Below are 17,432 nucleotides of genomic sequence, written 5' to 3' on the forward strand. Positions count from 1 at the left end.
GCGCCGTGTCGTGTCCGTCCGGATGGCGAGGAGACGCCTAAAGGCTCCGGTCACGGCGGATTTCGTCGGCGGTGGAGAAAATCGAGTGCCTACGACTGTCCCGTAATCGGGTCGCGCGCCCAAAACTCGCTCCCCTTCTTGAGTTTCGGCACCCACGTATCCGTGTCTTTTGCGAGCAGGGTCACCCGCGAGGCGGGCACGTCCTTCAACTCGGTGTGTTCGGGCATGAACTCCTGTACGTCCTCCGTGAAGGCGATGACCTCCTCGTGGCTCGGCATCGAATCGCGGTCTAAGCGGCCGCGCGAGTGGCCGACGTGCATGTACGCCTTGAGTTCCACGAAGTCAGGGTCGGCGCGGTCGTAAAAGGCGGCGTACCAATCGGGGTTCTGCATGTTCACGCCCTTGACGAGCGTCGTGCGGAGCACGGTGCGCGTGTCCGTCTTCGCCGCGAGCACGTCCATCGTGTCGATGAGTCGCTCCCACGAATCGTCCTCGACCGAGCGAACCGTGTTGTCGAACGTTTTGCGGTCTGCGGCGTCCACGCTGATGTAGAGTTGGGTCGGGTCACACCGCTCGATGACCTCCGGGCGCGTCCCGTTGGAGACGAGGAACGTCGTGATGTCGCGGGCGTGGAACTCGTCGATGAGTTCGGGAAGGTAGGGATACAGAGACGGTTCGCCGTCTAAGGAGATGGCGACGTGGCGCGGCTCCATCGCTTGGTCGAACAGCTCGCGGGGAACGTTGTCGTTGCCGCCAAACCCGGAGAGGAGTTTTCGCTGGAGTTTGATACTCGCCTCGACGACGGCTGCGGGGTCGTCCCACTGCACGTCATCCAGTTCGTAGGCGTGCCCGCGGTGGTCACGCCAGCAAAAGACACAGCGCTCGTTGCACTTTACGACTGGCGTCATCTGGATGCAGCGGTGCGATTCGATGCCGTAGAAGATGTTTTTGTAGCACCGACCCTCCCCGCGCAGCGCGTTCGCCGTCCAGCCACAGGTTTGGGCGGCCGTGTGGTTCTCGTGGTGGTAGTTCGGCGTCCCCACCTGACCTGGTCCGTCCGAATCACTCATTGCTAACAGTGTGGACTCCGGGCATACAACACTCTTTCCTCATACGTGCTCCCCTGGACTCTGGTTGAACCCGAAAGCAGGCGCTTCTGGCTTCAAACCGAGCGCAAGGAAACGGCTAGCTCCCGTTCAGCGATTCACCCAGGCGAGAACGACGAACGAGAGCGTCCAAAAGGAGAGATTTCCGGCGAAACTGTGGATGTTGATGTCGTAGGCGTAGTGTTCTGTCGTTAGCGGATAGAGCCACAGAATTCCCGCGTTGGTGAATGAGTCGATGACTAGGTGAGACCCGAACGCGATACCGAGCGCAAGAACAATCCGTCTTGGCGTGCCGACGAGGAGAAGGACACCACTTAAAAGCCCGAGAAACACGGGAGTGTGGAGGAGTCCGCGGTGGACGAGCGGGAATGACCACACATGATAAAAGAACAGGTCGATGTCCGGGACGATTGCAAACTGGATTCCGACCGCTGGTGGAGCTGTGGTGAGGGTGCGAACCAGCACGTACCCGACGAGTCCGTGCGTTGCAATAGCGAAAATGAGGTAGAGCGCGTGGTCGAGCATGCCTGGAACCCGGTGTGGCTAGCCAAAGTGGGTCAACACACCCAGCGTGGCAAACGCGAGGAGCGTCTCGAAACACAGCGTTCCGAGCGCAGAATAGACAACGAACTGTCGGTCGCTCAGTTCGGCGACCCCTGCAGGGACAGTGAACAGCCCACGAACGAATGGGAGAGTGTTGCTAAGCAGGACGATTCCTGGTCCCCACCTGCTGAACCAGCGTTCGTACTTGTCGATTCGTTCGTCGTTGATTCTGAACCATCGGTTCTCAACGAGGTACTCTTTGCCACCTCGCTTCGCGAGGGTGAACAGGGCGTACTGTCCAATCGTCGCCCCGGTCACAGACAGGGCAATGACGAGTGCGTACTCTTGGGTTGTGGACATCGAAGCGATGGCGACCGGAACGAGACTCTCACTTGGCGCGATAAACAGGAGCATCGCCCCTTCGAGAATAAACAGGATGAACAGTGCTACCATCCCGTACCGCTGGATGATTTCGAGGCCGAGTGTCCCGAGTTCTGGTGGAATGAGTGATAGCTCAATCATGCACAGTCACCTCGATGACTGCCGGATGCGCTGTGGTCATGGAAGACGATTCGGTTTGAAGCGGTGGGAAGTGTCATGGCTTAAGCTTTCGCGATTACGTAGACAGTCGGGACAGCGGAGATGACGAGGGTGAACCAGTAGCTTGCGACGCGATATAGCACTGCGAGCGCGAACGCCTGACTCGCAGGAACGCCAACGATTCCGACGAGGAGCGCGACGAGTGCGACTTCCACGCCGCCGAGACCACCGGGCGTCGGGACGAACCCCGCAAGCGTACTCGCAGGGACGATAAAGAGGACGAGCCAAAGGTCGAGTGAGATTCCGAGAACGAGGCCCGCAAAGTAGAGTGGCAGGACGAAAAACACCCAGCCGACGAGTGAGTAGACGAGCGCGTAGGCGAGTCGCCGCGGCGCAGTCGCAATGGTATCGAGCGTTTCGTAAAAGCGGTCGATTCGCGCGAGGATGCTCGCCACCTCCACCCGACTGGTCAACCGAGCGACGGGGTTGGCGACGGCTGTAACCGCCCGTTTGACGCCAACCCGGTGGTTCCATCCGATGTAACCGGTCATCGGTACCACCACGACAAGAGCAGCCAGGCCGTAGGCAGAGGTTTGGACGATTGGCGGGAATTCCGCTCGCGTAAGAAGGATACCCAGTCCGACCGCAGAGAAGGTGAAAAAGGGAACGAGATTCAGTAGGTCAGCAGTGACGACGCTGGTGAGGCTGTTCTCGTAGTTCGTATCGAGGTCTTTAGAGATGATGTAGGCGATGAAGGGTTCGCCGCCAACCTGCCCAAGCGGGGTTATGTAGTTCGCAAACGTTCCTGCGAAGAATGTTTTCGTGACGTGGGGAAGGCTCGCGTCAATGCCGACGATAGAGAGGACAATTTGCCAGACCTTGCTCCACGCGACGAGGCCGAGGAACGTCGAGAGACACGCCACGGCGAGCCACTCGTGGTTTCCGTAGACGAGCGACTCTCGAACCGCGTGGAGGCCAGCGGCTTTGCCGACGAGATAGAGCATCGCGATGGCAACCAAAAAACTGAGGCCGATTTTGATGCTGGTTTTCCGGTCTATACTGAGCATCGAAAGCGGCCGCTCTGGTTGGTCCTCATCGGCTGCGGTGGTGTCGGCTTGGTTGGTCACGGTTATTCGAGGTAACCAAGTTCGCGGAGACGGGATTTCGCTTCGGTGCTCATCTCGTCGAGCGACCCGTCGCTTGCCGTTGAATCCGTCCAATTCGATCCGGTCGTTGCTTCGAACTCTTCGAGCGCCTTCACGAGTTCGTCCTCCAGTTCGACGTCACGACCGGCACGGTCTCGCAGTTCATCGGGGTCTTCAGCGAGGTTGTACAACTCGTCAGGGAGTCCCTCGTTCTGCACTAACTTCACATCCGCGCGCCGAACGCCGCGCATGCGCGAGTAGAATCGAGAGTTCTCGTCTAACTCGACTCCCGCATTTGCGGCCTTGGTTTCGAGCTGTGACAGTTCGATGACCGGCTGGTCGTACTCGATAAAGGCATACTCGCTTTGGGAGAAGGTTCGGTAGTCAGTAGAGAGAAGCGACCGTGTGTGATCAAGTGGAATCGCCGGTTCCCGGGGCGAGATACCAGCGTGATCAAGGACGGTGTGGTAAAGGTCGAGCAGTTCGACCTGTTCGTCGTACGTTCCCGGGTCGAGGTCAGGATGTGAGATCATGAGTGGGACGTTTACGAGGGGGTCGTAAATCCCGAACTCGTGACCGTAGAGTCCGTGCTCGCCGTGGAGTTCACCGTGGTCGGCGCAGATGGCAACCAGCGTATCGTCTTCGTCATTTTCTTGGAGCCAGTCGAGCAGGCGGCCGAGTTCGGCGTCAAGGTGGCGGATTTCTGCGGCGTAGAGGCTGCGTATCGCCTCCCATTCCTCGTCGTCAATGTCGCGGGCACCGGAGTTGTACTCCTTCGAGTTCTGACACACCTCGGTCGGGTCGACGTCCGGCGCGTACTGCTTCCGGTACTTTTCTGGGGGATAATACGGCAGGTGGGCGTCCATCAAGTTTACGAAGGTGAACGAGGGGTCGTCGGTTCGCTCGATGAACTCGATAGCCTGGTCGATGACGGCAGGTGTCTTCGAATCTGCGCCCTCACCCTCTGCGAGGTATTCGTGGACGTCGTTTCCGAGTTCGACGAGACGGTTCGTAACCGACCGGAGCGTCGAGTTGTCGTTGAACACCTTCCAGCATTTCGCGAGCGGCCCCGACATTAGATTGCCCGGGAGTACCTCGAAGAAGTTGTCCTGGACGTCGAACCCACTAGTGAGACCCGTGTAGGGCGTAATCCACGCGTTCGAGGTGAAACATGCGGTCGAATATCCCTCGTTCGAGAGCGTTTCGGCGAGGGTTATCGAGTCCGTGAGATAGGGCGTCTCTTGGCTGGCGCCGTGCTGACTCGGGTACTTGCCCGTGAACAGCGAGGCGTGAACCGGAAGCGTCCACGGCGCAGGCGAAACGGCCTGGTCGAAGACGACTGCGTTCGATGCAAACTGTTCGAGGTTCGGTGAGGTCGAACAGTTGGCGTTGTACACGGACAGTGCGTCCTTCCGAACGGTGTCCATTACGACGATGAGTACGTTTTTATTAGTTTTTTCTGACATGATTGCTCTCTGACAACGTTGTTAGTGTTCTTTGATTCCGGCAGGGTGATCGGACGGGATACGAGGGGCGAAGGCGGGTGACTCGACCTGCTGGTGAGTCGTCGAAGTGGTGGCGTCGTCTGTCACCCGGAAAATCACCACACCCTCGTTCTCGTAGGCCAGCGTGTAGCCATCCGCCTCGATGAGCGAGGCGCGAAGACTGTTCGATGGCGCGGTTTCCATACCGCGGACGGTGTAGTCGTCGGTCGGTACGTAGACGTAGTTCGGTTGCACGTTCGCCTGTTCGATGGAGTGGCTCACACACGCCGCGTCGGTACACGTCGAAGCGTCGATGAACTGGCTCAGTTGGGCGTCGTACGCCTCAGGCCCCTTCCATTCGACACCCCACGGTCCAGTGGTGATTGCACGGTCGGTTGACTGCGGGAACCACTCGGCCGCGTCCCCCATCACGAGGAACTGAGACGTTGGCTCCGTGTTCTCCGCTGCCCACGTCATCGCTGCGGCGTCATTGTCGTCGATGAAAGCAGGGAGAGACGAACTCCCCCCGTGGGTATCGAGCTCACTTGCAGCGTAGAGGACGCCACCGCTCAGACACGCTACTCCAAGGACAAGCAAGACGACGAATTCAAGATGGCCTCGCTTGATTCGAGGAGGAGTGATGTCCGAAAGCGTCGGAAGGAGGAATTCGTAGACGAGTACCGCGACGAAAATCGAGTGAATCAGGTAGGCAAACCGATGTTGTGAGATGACGGTGACGCTCAACAGGAGCCAACCGAGGAGGAAGCCAAGCACTCGAGGATACGGGAGCGAACTGAACACCGGGAGAGTGGCATGCTCTTTGCGAATTTTCTCGATATGGTCTGAAACGATTGCCGCGAATTTCGATTGTGACTCCTCATCGACGATGAAAGAGGCAACCGCTCCAATTGCGAGCATAACACCACAGATGAGCTGGAGAAGTCCCACCGTGCCGAGGCCAACTATCCACGGTCCAAGGCTGATAAGATCTCCTGAGTGCGTTCCACTAGCCACTTCGAGTCCACCCGGAAGCAACAGAGGGCGAACCCAGCCGAAGACGTTCGGAACGTTCTTGGCCAGGCCGCCATGGGTCCCCGCGGCACCGGAGAACACTGCAGTTCCGTGCGTGGCAAGTATCTGTCCCCACCAAACAAAGGTGAGGGCGATGCCACCACAGCCGACGATTGCGCCGTCTTTGAGACCCTCGAGGGTGCGAGAGAATCCAGCGAACAGACAAAGATAGCTCAGGACGAAAAAGACCGTGTAGGTGGGATGAGTCAGTATGGTGAGCGAGAACAATGCAAGCGAGACGACCAGCCACTTGACACGGCGGGTCTTGAAGAGCATGAGGCCAGTGTACAACCCAGTGACGAGAAACAGGAAAGCGGGTGCTCTGACGATACCACCGGCCGACAAATGCCACTGTAAAATCGGCGGCGAGACCGCGACGACAAACGTCGCAAGGCCAGCCTGGCGGGCAGAGCCGAGCAGCTCGCGGACGAACAGGAAACAGGGCACGAGCGCGAGGGTTGTGACGAGTCCGGGGAGAACGCGGCTAATGAGAAGCGGGTTCACTCCAAACAGGTCTCGTATCGCCGCGACAACGTAGAACATCAACGGCGGATAGGCGAACGGAATCGGACTCGCATAATGGGGAATCGTTGCCGGGAGCGCGTAGCCGTGCTGGCTTACTTGCTCTGCCATGAGCAAGAACAGTCCGGCTCCGAACGCCGGGTATGGGTGGGTTTTCAGATATACGAGGTAGACGGTGATTCCCGCCACAAGCGCGGGCAGGAGCCAGACGTATCCACTCTCGGCAGTGGAGTCGGTGAAGGCGTTCGTGATCTTTCGATTCGGGATGGCCATGTGGAGGGGTCAGTGGTGCTTGGCTCGCTACCGAAACGGGAACCGTACAATGGGGTATCGATGGGATACAAATGGCATGGTACGATTGTTGCATGAGTTGCAACCGATTCCTTTGCGGAAATAACCCAAAATCCCGAACTCTCACGCAGAATATAATGACTACTGAGAACGCCACAAATAGCCGTATTCGACGGTGAGCAGGAATCCAGTGTGTGAAATAGAACATTATCCCGATTCTAATGTATGCTAACCCCCAATGTTCACCGTCGAAACCCTGGCTGTCAACCAACTCAACGATTGGTGGGAAGTTCCGGGACACAGACTGCGTCAGCAACGGAGGTGGCCGAGCGAGTGCTGTGGGGTATAATCGTTCCAATTGACAGGAAAAACGGAAGCGGTTACGTTATAGAATCGTGATCGCGCTCTGCACGACGGTCACGAACTACCCAGAAGACTTCTGTACCCACCCAGGCGAGACAGGCGAGTACGCCGAGGAGGAGTCCGAGGATTTCGACGAATCCCATCCACACTGGCGTGATGTACATGAGTCCGTTGAGATACTTCCCAGGAATTAATCCCTTGAGACCAATGAGCGCCTTTCCGGTCACAGACGAGGAGTGCGATTTGAGACCGAGTTTGGAGGCGCTTTGCCCGCCGGCGCTTTCGTCACCGGTTCCCAGCCGTTCTGCCTCGTACGGGAAGGCGATGTTCACACTCCAAACGATTTTGCCGTTCTCATCAACCTCGAAGACGCGGTCTGCGTTCGAGTCGGTAATGAGGGTGTTACCGTTCGGGAGGCGGTCTGCGTCTCGTGGCCACTGCATCCTCGCGTCCTGCCACAACCACGTTTGCGTCCACTCGCCGTTTTCGCGCTGGTACTCGACGATACGGTTGTTCTCAGAGTCTGCGACTACTACTGCTGGGCCACCCCGGGTTTCTGGAATGTAGTCCGGATTGTGCTGCTCGTAGAGAATGTCGTGGTTATCGTCTGACCCAAGGGTCAAATTCTCAATTGCACCCTCTTTGTTCAGGAAGATTACCTCGTCGTGGTTGCGCATATCGACCATGATGCGACCATCGTCTAGAATCTCCACGTCGTTGATGTGGGTCCAGTCTTTCGGATACGGTCCACCGGAGCTGGTTTCGTGAACCTCGGTCGCGTTCCACGTCCACTCAATATCGTCCGTCTCTGTGTTCACGACGAACACGCGGTCGAGGTAGATGTCGGCGACGACAAGGCGGTTCTCGTCGAGACGATCGACGTCGTGATAGCGTGTCGCCTCTTTCCCCGGCGTGAACTGCGTCCAAACTGTTGTCACCTCGCCGGTTGTAAGGTTGACTCGTTCGACACCGTTCAAGGTGCACGCCTCCGTTCCGTGGACGCGCTCGTAGTGGTCCCACGTCTCTTGGTCTACGCCATAGCTATCCGCATCCCATTCGGTCGGACAGTCACCGTCTTCGAAGTGGTGGGAAAAGGAGTACTCGACCGTTGTGTCGGTCTCCGGAACTGGGTCTACGTCCCAGTATCTGTCATGGGTCCCGTTGTAGTACAACGTCGTCCCGTCTGGATTGAACGCGACCAGTTCCGAGGTTGCCCGGTGGCCCTCGGTTGGATTCCCTTCCCACTGATTCGAGTCGGCGGCGATAACGGTGATACCATCGGACTCTGGGGCAATCTGTGCCGACATATCCGGTGCCCCCGACTCATCGAGATGGTTTTCGAACGAACCGCTGTTCGACGACGTTGCTGCTCCGTAGCCAACAGTGAGAACCGACACTGCGAGCAGGACGGTGAAGAAGATTCGGAGTGGTCGTTTTGAACGCATGGAGGCAGGTATTGGAACCGAAGATAAGCGCCCGTATATAACTGAACAATTGTTGCATCGGTTGTGGACGGAAACAGTGCCGCCTGCTGACCGAAAACAACCGTCGTCGCGCAGGTGAAATCGAGTCGTGTGTGACCGAAAGGGGCGAACAGGAGTTGTTACTCGCTCGACGGACGCAGCGTCGGGGGTGATCTCAAGCCTACTCAGTGTTTGTCGAGGAACCGAATGGAGTTGGTTCCGATGGCGGGTGTTTCGGAATCGGCTCCTGTTCATGTTCACCGCTGTTTAATGCGGTACGGACGATTGATGGTTCCTCTCCCGGCAGACAGATGAGATTTTCACGTCCAATGGTGATTTTGATGACCGATCCGTTGTCTGCCATGGTTGAAAGAAGGCGGCTCACTTTCGACTTAGACCAATCAGTCTTCGAGACGATGGATGATTGATTCATCCGCCCTTCATTGCGTTCGAGGAGCTGTTCAACGCGTGCCTCATCCGAGTAGATTGTCTCTGGTTTCGGGTCTGACAAGTTGTTGTCCGCTACCTCTGAGACATCTTCTGTGGCTGGTCCCGAACGATTCGCGCGGTTTTCCCAAACACCTCCAAGCAGCGAGCGAACCGCCACCAACTCGTCGATAATGCGAACAAACCCAATCCGACGGTTCGAAATACTCACCGAGAGGACGACTCCAAAGAGGAAGCCTGCAAGTGTTCCGGGAACAGTAATTGGGGAGAGCCAATCGTTCGGATTGCCACCGAGATTCAATTCACTCTGGTCGCTCAAGAAATCGCCATCCGAATCGGTCACTAGCGGGTTGGAGTTGATTCGGTTGACTTCGGCACTGTCGGTCAGCCCATCGCCGTCCGTGTCAGGGAGCGTCGGAACCGTCCCTTGTTCGTTTTCTTCGCCATCACTGAGTCCGTCACCATCGCTATCTGCGGCGGTTGGATCGGTCGACCCCGCCAGTTCAGTCGCATCTCCGAGTCCATCACCATCAGAATCCGCACTCAGCGGGTCAGTGCCTCGATTCCGTTCGACACCGTCACTCACTCCGTCTCCATCGGTATCGCTCTCGCTTGGGTTTGTGCCAAGGCGTACCTCAGCGATACCACTCAATCCATCCCCGTCAATGTCGGTTGTTCCCGAAGTTGGGTCGAGAGATACGAGCGATGTTTCGGTGGTCTGCAGTGCGTCCGAGGTATCTGAGAGGTCTGCAGGGGTTGGAATCTGTTCGTTAGCAACCGCTGTCGATGGTAGCGCGGCGAGGGCTACGAGAACGACTGCCAACAAGAGTGTGTGTTTGAGTGTGGTACGAGGAGGCATTTGCAAATTGCCGTAAAATGGTGTAGTAACCACGTTATACGTTTTGGCCAAAGTTCGGGTAAGTATATATTTAAAGTAAAAATTTTGGGAAATACTAGATAGTACTGTAAGTATGTTTGGTTAATACGTCTGCAAACGGTTCAGTTTGGTGGTGGATATATCCACCAGGCACGGTATATGGCTGCGCGTACGTCTTGCAGGTCACCGCAAGCCAACCAGTACACGAACTGACGTGCTCGCTTCCATGAAGGCGGGTGCAATGGAGTGGAACATCAGCGACGGGGTTTGAACGTGGCCCGAAGGTCTTGGTCGTCGAGGGTGGTAGCCGTGTCCGAAAGCTCGTTTCGAAGCTGTAACAGCTCCGCTTCGAGTCCTGCGTACTCCTCGCTCGCTTCGAGTTCCTCGGGAGGTTTGGTCGCCTCCAGCGTCGCTTTTTTCGAAGCGAGTGCGAGGAACTCCTGCATCTGCTGGTCGTACGTAGCGCGCCGTGAGAGTGCTTGCACGGTGTCGAGGAGTTTCTCAGGCGACGACACGGGCTTTCTGAGATAGGCATCGAACCCGAGGTCGAGGATGTCGAAGTCGGGTTCGACACCGGTAATCATCACGACGCGACAGTCGAGGTCGCGGTCGGCGATGGTTTCGAGTACGGCTTCACCGTCCATATTCGGCATTCGGCGGTCGAGAAGCACGATATCGACGCTCTCGTCGAGTTGTCCGAGTGCTTCTTTGCCGCTGTACGTGGGTCGCACCGTGTACGTTTCCGATAACCACTGGGCAAACGCATCAACGATGGAACGTTCGTCGTCAACAATAAGTACAGTCTCTTGGGTGGACATTATTCTGCGGATGTAGCTACGGTGTTCGTGTGCGATGCAGTGAGACGGTTCTCGACGAACCGCGGTCTCGAGCGTGGACTACCAACGGCCATCACGGAGCGTTTTGCATGTTCGCGGGTTCATACCCCGCAAGGAAAACAACGTTTTCACGGCCGATTCGAACGCGTGTGATGGTTCCTTCACCCTCCAGTTTCGAGAGTTTGCGGCTCACCGTGGACTTAGACCACGCTGTGGCGTTGGCGATGTCGGTCTGTTTCATTCGCCCACCGGATTCGGTAAGCAACTGACAGATACGACTCGACGCGCTCATCAGGTCGACGTCGATTGGCCGTTCGCCCGAGGCGGCGTCCGTCGACGCGGACTCCCCGGTTGCGTCTGCTGTGTCGTCGGTGGCAGCGCGACTGGCTCCAATGCTCGAAAGCCGGGTTATGACACGGTTGAGCGCACCGAACAACCCTTCATCGTCGTCGGTGACAGCAGCGTCGCCAGCCCCCGCGTACGTCTCGACGACGCGCCAGCGACCGTCGTGGAGTTCGACAACAGCGTCAAAGAGCGACTTCAGGGTATTGACGGTCTGTGCGTCGTGAATCTCGGGGTCCATCTGGTAGAAGCCGAGTGCCGAAGGCTGCACCCGGTGGGTGAGAAGGTGGAGATAGCGAAACGCGGTGTCGAAATCGACGTACTCGAGTAAGATGCTGAGCGTCTGGACGGAAACGATCGACTGTCGGTCGGTGTGTTGCCATCGCGAGAGGTGTTCGGTCACCGGTGCGATGATATCCATCGGGTCACACGGGTCTACCTTCAACACCGATGTCGCCGCAAGCGCCGCTGAGTCGCCGCGTGGGTCGTTTGCAACGTTGGCCCCGTTTGCGTGAATGAACGTGAGCGCCGACGGAAGGTCGCCAACGGTTCGTTGCCAGTCGGCAATCCACGTTTCGGGCGGTTGGGTGTACGTGATGGCCACGATGTTCGTCTCAGCGGGCGCGCTCATCGCGGTCAACAGTTCGAGGAAGGCATCGTTACCAGCAGGCGTGAGCGGCGAGAGCACGAGCACGTTCGACGCACCAGCGAGCTTCGAGTCGTCGAGGGCGTCAGTAGTCATGCACGCTCCTGTGTGTGCGACTGCGAAGTGGGTGGGGACGGGGTAGTTTCACGAAGAACAGACTCCATCGGACACCGGCGAGGTGGGTCCAGGGTGGGAGGCGCCACGCGAGCACTGGCTCGTCGGTGGCTGTGCTCTACAGAGCACGGTTGTTCGGGAGGGAGTGACGGACGGGTGCACGGATATCTTTGTCCAACGCACGTAATGTGCAATAAATAACTTTGTGGTAACAACAGAGTAATATCAATAATTTAACTATATGACCCGAGGGGCGAACGTGGGAAGTGCGAGAAGCCGGAGGCGACAGAACCACGAAGTGACGCCAGAGAACCCATCAATTAAACAACAAATTGGTGCGATTCGAGCGACAGAGGGGCCACAAAAACAATCAATATATTTGATGTGTGTCTGACGGAGCTCAGAAAACCACTGGACTGCACCGATGTTAATATCTCCTAGCAGGATATAATTTTATCCAAAGTATTTGCGAGAAAACATTATATGTGGGGTTCACATAGTAAGGCCTACCATGAGTCTCGCGCTCACGAGGGAACTGACGGTGGAGGTGTACATGCGGGCGTTCGTGCCGTGGGAAGCACAACAACGCCAGCGGAAGATGGTCGAAACACTGCGCGACCACGCAGAAAGCGACGCACTCAGCGAGGTGTCGGTGAACCTGTGGAGCAGTCGCGTCGGCGTCGGTGACGACTCAGCAGAAGAGACACTCGAAACGGTCGCAGAAATCGAGGCGACACTCGAAGGGACGGACTATTCGATGGAACCGTTCTTCAAGACGCGCCCGGGGCGCAAACACGAACAGGAGAAACTCACCCTGCCCATCATGTGCGTGTTGGTGCGCGACGGAGACGATATTTGCGGTGTCTATCCCTGCTCGAAACCAGACGGCACTGAGAGCGTGCCCGACCTTCTCGACAAGCTTGCGAACGAGCAAGCGCTTTCGAATCTCGCGTAAAACCCGTTTTCTTATACCGACCGCTTCTAAACTCTGGGTATGTTCCTCTCATTTCGGACAGACGTGCAAGCGGCCCTGTCCGACGCGCTCGCCAGTCTTGACCTGCCGACAGACGACCTCGGCATCGAAGAGCCACCGGAAGACGTAGACGCCGTCCTCGCATCGAGCGTGTCGTTTCGCCTCGCAAGCGAAGTGGGTGCACCGCCGCCGAAAATCGCCCAAGACATCGCAGACGCCATCGACACCGACCCCTACGAATATCTCGATTCGGTACAAACCCTCGGCCCCTATGTGAACTTTCTCCCGACCCAGGCGTACTACGCGGGAACCATCGATGCCGCCCAGAGCGACGACTACGGACGCTTAGCACCGACCGGCGACACGGTCGTCGTCGAGCACACGAGCGCCAATCCGTCTGGGCCGATTCACGTCGGCCGGGCGCGCAACCCCATCATCGGTGACTCGCTGCGGCGCATCCTCGATTTCGCCGGCAACGACGTCGAGACCCACTACTACGTGAACGACGCTGGCCGCCAGATGGCCGTGTTCACGTGGGCCTACGAGACGTTTGACGAGGATGAATTGGACGAGCAACCGGCCCGCGACAGCCCCGAATACGACCTCGTTCGCTACTACCGCAAGGGCAACGCGTTCTTAGAAGACGCCGCCCCGGACGAAGTCGAGGAGGCGGAAGCCGAAATCGCAACCATCCTCCAAGGCATCGAAGAGGGTGACGAAGACACCTACGAGCGCGTCCAGTACGTCGTGGACACCGTCCTCGGCGGGATGCAAAACACCCTCAATCGCCTCCCCGCCGAGTTCGACCGGTTCGTCAAGGAAACCGAGTTCATGCGCGACGGCTCGTGTGACGACGTGGTCTCCCGGCTCAAAGAATCTGAATACGCCGTGTTCGAAGACGACGCGTGGCAACTCGAACTCGACGACTTTGGCATCGAGAAGAACCTCGTCTTCCTGCGCTCTGATGGCACCTCACTCTACACGACGCGCGACCTCGCCCACCACGAATGGAAGTTCCAGAACTTCGACCGCGCGGTGACGCTGCTCGGCGAGGACCACAAACTGCAGGCAGACCAGCTCGCCTGTGCCCTCGAAATTCTCGGCAACGACACGAGCCAACTCCAGTCGATTCACTACTCGTGGGTCAACCTCCCCGAAGGCGGCATGAGCACCCGCAAAGGCACGGGCATCGACTTAGACGACCTTCTCGACGAGGCAATCAGCCGCGCCCGCGACGAGGTCGAAGCCCGCATCGACACACGCCTGCGCGACAACGAACTCACCGAGGAGGACATCCAGCGCATCGCAGAACAGGTCGGCATCGGCGCGGTTCGCTACGACATCGTCTCGAAACAGCCAACCAAGGGAATCACCTTCGAGTGGGAACAGGCGCTCGACTTCGAAGCCCAGAGCGCACCCTACGTCCAGTACGTCCACGCGCGCACGTGTGGCATCCTCGATGAGGCCGACGTGCCAACAGCCATCGACGCGAGCGTGCTGACCGCCGAGGCAGAACGCGCCTTGCTCCGCCAGATTGCGCGCTTCCCGGCTGTCATCGAAGAGGCGGCAGATGAACTCCGCCCCCACATCGTCGCCACCTACACCCGCGAGTTCGCAGAGGCATTCAACCGCTTCTACCGCGAGTGCCCGGTGCTCAAAGAAGAAGACGAATCGGTACGCACAGCGCGCCTCGCGCTGGTCGCGGCGTCACGGACGACCATCGCAAACGCGCTGTCGGTGCTCGGCATCGCCGCGCCGACCTCGATGTAAGCGCGGTTCAGCCGAGGAAACTGCCACCCGCGCCAAGGAGCACAAGTGCCCCAAAGCCGAGGGCCATGACCAGGAACAGCAGTATCCAACTCAGTCGGACGGACTCATTTTTTGCCATATGCGTCTGTGGGGACAGGGGTTGCTTAGATGTTTTCTTTCAGCCGAACAGCCGGGCGAGCCGCGAAAACAGGCCGGATGACCTGTCATTCTCCGCGTCGGTCTCTGTCGCCGTCTGTGGGTTTTCCTCGTCAAGTGGGTCGGTGTCTGACTCGGCTGGGGTGTCACGTTCCTGGGTCGCTTCGGCGTCGAGTGGGTCTGTGTCCAACGAATCGTCAATCGCCTCCTCGGCGTCGGGGATGACGGTTTCAGCAGGCGCGGTCAGTTCAGCAATCGGTGGGTCGGCCGTTTCCTCGTTCGCTTCGTCGCCGCCGTCTGCCTCGACTGCCTCCTTGGTCTCGTCTGCAGGCTGCGTCTCGGTCTCGAAGAGGTGGACAAGCAACGCCTCGTAGGCGTCTTTCGCCGGACCGGACACTGAGGACAGCGGTTCGTCCGCGCCGAGTGCGGCGGTGACCGCGGGGTCGTTCGGGATGGCCGCACACACGGGATAGCCGAGTTGCGCCTCGATTTCGTCGGCCGAAAGCCCGTGATCACCCGACATCGTGACGACCACGCCACTGACGTTGCCGTCGAGACGTTCGGTGAGTGCTGCGGTTTTCGCCGTGTCACCGACCGCGACCGGAAGCGGCGTAGTGACGAGGACGGTTTTCGTCGCAAGGCGAAGGGGGATTGCCCCTTCGTGGGTGAGTCCAGCGCCCGTATCGACGACCACGTAGTCGAACTCCGTGGCGAGGTCGATGAGCACCGCCCCGAGGCGACTCGGGACGGCTGCTGCATAGCCATCGAGGGCGGCGTCGCCGGGGACGATGGGAAGGCCGGTCGGCCCTTCGGTAATCGTGTCAGCAAGCGATGCCTCACCCGCGAGCACGTCGTGGAGCGTCGGGCCGGTCACGTCGATGCCGCAGAGTTGTGCGATATTTGCCATTTCGAGGTCGGCGTCGACGACGACCACGTCGTGGCCAGCGTCGTGGGCCAAGAGGCCACAGAAAACGGCCGTCGTTGTTTTACCAACGCCGCCTTTGCCGCCTGCCACTGCGTATATTTCCCCTGTCATGTCGCGTGTCATACCTACCCACGGCGAAGGTGAATATAACAGTTGTTGATACTACGGGTTTTGCAACCAGTGACGAGGAAGTCGAGACCGTCGTCGTCAAACCCCAAGAGACGCAAACGCAGACGGCAGAACCGACCTAGTCAGCCAAGGCGTTGACGACCGTGACGCCAGCCGCCGAAGACGCCGGATTGAACCCGGTGTTCATGGTCTCATTGCCCCCTGTTGGTGGCCAGACTGGTCGTCGTCTACTGGCGGCGGCGAGACGACGAACAGTGACGGGGCGCTAAAGCGACGAACACCACCCACTCAGCACGTTGCCACAGAGACGGCGCACGACCGGCAGCGACGCGGCCGCGTGACGGGTCAAAGGTTACTTACGCGGCCGCAGGGTTATCATAGATAATGAGCAGGCAGGGAGAAGAGATGGATGACCGCCGAAAATACGAGTTCCAGAAGGTCATCGAGGAGCTAGACGAGTACTCTGGTTCCGGGACACAACTCGTCACCATCTACGTTCCAGAAGACAAGCAGATTAGTGACGTCGTCGCCCACGTCACCCAGGAGCACAGCGAGGCGGCAAACATCAAGTCAAAGCAGACGCGGACTGCGGTCCAAGACGCCCTCACCAGCATCAAAGACCGGCTTCGCTACTACGATGTCTACCCGCCGGACAACGGCATCGTGCTGTTCTCGGGGGCCATCGACGCCGGTGGTGGCCAGACCGACATGGTCACGAAAGTGCTAGAAAGTCCCCCAGAACCCGTCGAATCATTCCGGTATCACTGTGACTCGGCGTTCCTGACCGAGCCGCTCAGTGATATGCTCGTGGACAAGGGCCTCATCGGCCTCATCGTCTTAGACCGCCGCGAGGCGACCGTGGGCTGGCTCAAAGGCAAGCGCATCGAGGCGGTCAAATCAGCCTCGTCGCTCGTCCCCGGCAAACAGCGCAAAGGTGGCCAGTCCGCCCAGCGTTTCGCCCGGCTGCGCCTCGAAGCCATCGACAACTTCTATCAGGAAGTCGCGGGCATGGCCGACGACCTGTTCGTCCCCTACCGCCACGACATGGACGGCGTCCTCGTCGGCGGTCCCTCGCCCACGAAAGACGAGTTCTTAGACGGCGACTACCTCCACCACGAGATTCAACAGATCGTCATCGACAAGTTCGACGTGTCGTACACCGACGAGAGTGGCCTGCGCGAACTCGTAGACGCCGCCCAAGACTCGCTCGCAGACCACGAAGTGATGAAGGACAAGTCCCAGATGGACGAGTTCTTCAAAGAACTGCACGAGGGCGACCTCGCAACCTACGGGTTCGACGCCACCCGGCGCAACCTCATCATGGGGTCGGTCGACCGACTGCTTATCAGCGAAGACCTCCGCAAAGACGTCGTGACCTACGAGTGCAGTGATGGGACAGAAGAGTACGAACTTTTAGACCGGCGAAAGAACACACCGACCCACAAATGCGACGACGGCAGCGAAGCCGAGGCCACAACCCGCGAAGACGCCATCGAACACCTCATGTCCATCGCAGAAGAGCGCGGGACGGAAACCAAATTCATCTCGACGGACTTCGAAGAAGGCGACCAACTGCTCCACGCCTTCGGGGGCATTGCGGGCATTCTCCGCTACGCGACCGGCGTCTAAGCGCCGTCTCCTGCCTGTTTTCTCACGATTTTTCGGCCGACTACGGTGGGTTCCAGAACGTAGTTATGTGTACACGAGTAA

General features: G+C 58.5%; 14 protein-coding genes. 3 read left to right on the top strand and 11 right to left on the bottom strand.

Annotated features, from left to right (window positions below; genetic code table 11):
* Nucleotides 1–89 precede the first annotated feature (89 nt).
* From twy1 to V5N12_RS00995, 10 genes are all read right to left on the bottom strand, one after another.
* Nucleotides 90–1,070: a 4-demethylwyosine synthase TYW1 gene (twy1, locus tag V5N12_RS00950; protein WP_332897280.1), complete on the bottom strand. Its 981-nt coding sequence runs from the start codon at nucleotides 1,068–1,070 to the stop codon at nucleotides 90–92.
* A gap of 126 nt (nucleotides 1,071–1,196) precedes the next feature.
* Complete coding sequence (locus V5N12_RS00955; RefSeq protein ID WP_332897281.1) at nucleotides 1,197–1,631, bottom strand: metal-dependent hydrolase; 435 nt, start codon at nucleotides 1,629–1,631, stop codon at nucleotides 1,197–1,199.
* Nucleotides 1,632–1,649: 18 nt separating this feature from the next.
* Entirely contained in the window at nucleotides 1,650–2,171 is a 522-nt protein-coding gene (locus V5N12_RS00960; protein ID WP_332897282.1) for a DedA family protein, read from the bottom strand.
* Between the two features lie 80 nt (nucleotides 2,172–2,251).
* Nucleotides 2,252–3,316, bottom strand: a complete 1,065-nt coding sequence (locus V5N12_RS00965; RefSeq protein WP_332897283.1) for a lysylphosphatidylglycerol synthase transmembrane domain-containing protein — start codon at nucleotides 3,314–3,316, stop codon at nucleotides 2,252–2,254.
* Nucleotides 3,317–3,318: 2 nt separating this feature from the next.
* Nucleotides 3,319–4,800, bottom strand: coding sequence for a sulfatase (locus tag V5N12_RS00970; RefSeq protein WP_332897284.1), 1,482 nt, complete (start codon nucleotides 4,798–4,800; stop codon nucleotides 3,319–3,321).
* Nucleotides 4,801–4,821: 21 nt separating this feature from the next.
* A complete protein-coding gene (locus tag V5N12_RS00975; RefSeq protein WP_332897285.1) occupies nucleotides 4,822–6,684 on the bottom strand; it encodes an ArnT family glycosyltransferase in 1,863 nt (620 codons plus the stop codon).
* A gap of 398 nt (nucleotides 6,685–7,082) precedes the next feature.
* On the bottom strand, nucleotides 7,083–8,510 hold the full coding sequence (locus tag V5N12_RS00980; RefSeq protein ID WP_332897286.1) for an arylsulfotransferase family protein: 1,428 nt from the start codon (nucleotides 8,508–8,510) through the stop codon (nucleotides 7,083–7,085).
* Between the two features lie 199 nt (nucleotides 8,511–8,709).
* Nucleotides 8,710–9,834 (bottom strand): helix-turn-helix transcriptional regulator, encoded by a 1,125-nt coding sequence (locus V5N12_RS00985; RefSeq protein WP_332897287.1) that lies wholly within the window; start codon nucleotides 9,832–9,834, stop codon nucleotides 8,710–8,712.
* A 272-nt stretch (nucleotides 9,835–10,106) separates the two neighbouring features.
* Nucleotides 10,107–10,670 (bottom strand): HalX domain-containing protein, encoded by a 564-nt coding sequence (locus V5N12_RS00990; protein ID WP_332897288.1) that lies wholly within the window; start codon nucleotides 10,668–10,670, stop codon nucleotides 10,107–10,109.
* Nucleotides 10,671–10,761: 91 nt separating this feature from the next.
* Nucleotides 10,762–11,772 (bottom strand): helix-turn-helix transcriptional regulator, encoded by a 1,011-nt coding sequence (locus V5N12_RS00995; protein WP_332897289.1) that lies wholly within the window; start codon nucleotides 11,770–11,772, stop codon nucleotides 10,762–10,764.
* Nucleotides 11,773–12,301: 529 nt separating this feature from the next.
* On the opposite strand from V5N12_RS00995, the gene V5N12_RS01000 reads away from it, so the two are divergent.
* Both V5N12_RS01000 and argS read left to right on the top strand, forming a co-directional pair.
* Nucleotides 12,302–12,745, top strand: coding sequence for an HTH domain-containing protein (locus V5N12_RS01000; protein ID WP_332897290.1), 444 nt, complete (start codon nucleotides 12,302–12,304; stop codon nucleotides 12,743–12,745).
* Nucleotides 12,746–12,784: 39 nt separating this feature from the next.
* Nucleotides 12,785–14,533 (top strand): arginine--tRNA ligase, encoded by a 1,749-nt coding sequence (gene argS / locus V5N12_RS01005; RefSeq protein WP_332897291.1) that lies wholly within the window; start codon nucleotides 12,785–12,787, stop codon nucleotides 14,531–14,533.
* Nucleotides 14,534–14,690: 157 nt separating this feature from the next.
* Here argS and V5N12_RS01010 read toward each other — a convergent pair whose 3' ends face one another.
* Complete coding sequence (locus V5N12_RS01010; protein WP_332897292.1) at nucleotides 14,691–15,716, bottom strand: P-loop NTPase; 1,026 nt, start codon at nucleotides 15,714–15,716, stop codon at nucleotides 14,691–14,693.
* A 390-nt stretch (nucleotides 15,717–16,106) separates the two neighbouring features.
* Here V5N12_RS01010 and prf1 point away from each other — a divergent pair, with 390 nt between their 5' ends.
* On the top strand, nucleotides 16,107–17,351 hold the full coding sequence (prf1, locus tag V5N12_RS01015) for a peptide chain release factor aRF-1 (RefSeq protein WP_442904917.1): 1,245 nt from the start codon (nucleotides 16,107–16,109) through the stop codon (nucleotides 17,349–17,351).
* Nucleotides 17,352–17,432 lie beyond the last annotated feature (81 nt).

It is taken from the genome of Haladaptatus sp. CMSO5, assembly GCF_036689885.1.
Classification (GTDB): Archaea; Halobacteriota; Halobacteria; order Halobacteriales; family Halococcaceae; genus QDMS2.

What these genes read in the sequence shown, in the direction of transcription:
- twy1 (WP_332897280.1), bottom strand. Translation starts at nt 1,070, where the DNA reads ATGAGTGATTCGGACGGACCAGGTCAGGTGGGGACGCCGAACTACCAC.
- V5N12_RS00955 (WP_332897281.1), bottom strand. Translation starts at nt 1,631, where the DNA reads ATGCTCGACCACGCGCTCTACCTCATTTTCGCTATTGCAACGCACGGA.
- V5N12_RS00960 (WP_332897282.1), bottom strand. Translation starts at nt 2,171, where the DNA reads ATGATTGAGCTATCACTCATTCCACCAGAACTCGGGACACTCGGCCTC.
- V5N12_RS00970 (WP_332897284.1), bottom strand. Translation starts at nt 4,800, where the DNA reads ATGTCAGAAAAAACTAATAAAAACGTACTCATCGTCGTAATGGACACC.
- V5N12_RS00975 (WP_332897285.1), bottom strand. Translation starts at nt 6,684, where the DNA reads ATGGCCATCCCGAATCGAAAGATCACGAACGCCTTCACCGACTCCACT.
- V5N12_RS00980 (WP_332897286.1), bottom strand. Translation starts at nt 8,510, where the DNA reads ATGCGTTCAAAACGACCACTCCGAATCTTCTTCACCGTCCTGCTCGCA.
- V5N12_RS00985 (WP_332897287.1), bottom strand. Translation starts at nt 9,834, where the DNA reads ATGCCTCCTCGTACCACACTCAAACACACACTCTTGTTGGCAGTCGTT.
- V5N12_RS00990 (WP_332897288.1), bottom strand. Translation starts at nt 10,670, where the DNA reads ATGTCCACCCAAGAGACTGTACTTATTGTTGACGACGAACGTTCCATC.
- V5N12_RS00995 (WP_332897289.1), bottom strand. Translation starts at nt 11,772, where the DNA reads ATGACTACTGACGCCCTCGACGACTCGAAGCTCGCTGGTGCGTCGAAC.
- V5N12_RS01000 (WP_332897290.1), top strand. Translation starts at nt 12,302, where the DNA reads ATGAGTCTCGCGCTCACGAGGGAACTGACGGTGGAGGTGTACATGCGG.
- argS (WP_332897291.1), top strand. Translation starts at nt 12,785, where the DNA reads ATGTTCCTCTCATTTCGGACAGACGTGCAAGCGGCCCTGTCCGACGCG.
- V5N12_RS01010 (WP_332897292.1), bottom strand. Translation starts at nt 15,716, where the DNA reads ATGACACGCGACATGACAGGGGAAATATACGCAGTGGCAGGCGGCAAA.
- prf1 (WP_442904917.1), top strand. Translation starts at nt 16,107, where the DNA reads ATGAGCAGGCAGGGAGAAGAGATGGATGACCGCCGAAAATACGAGTTC.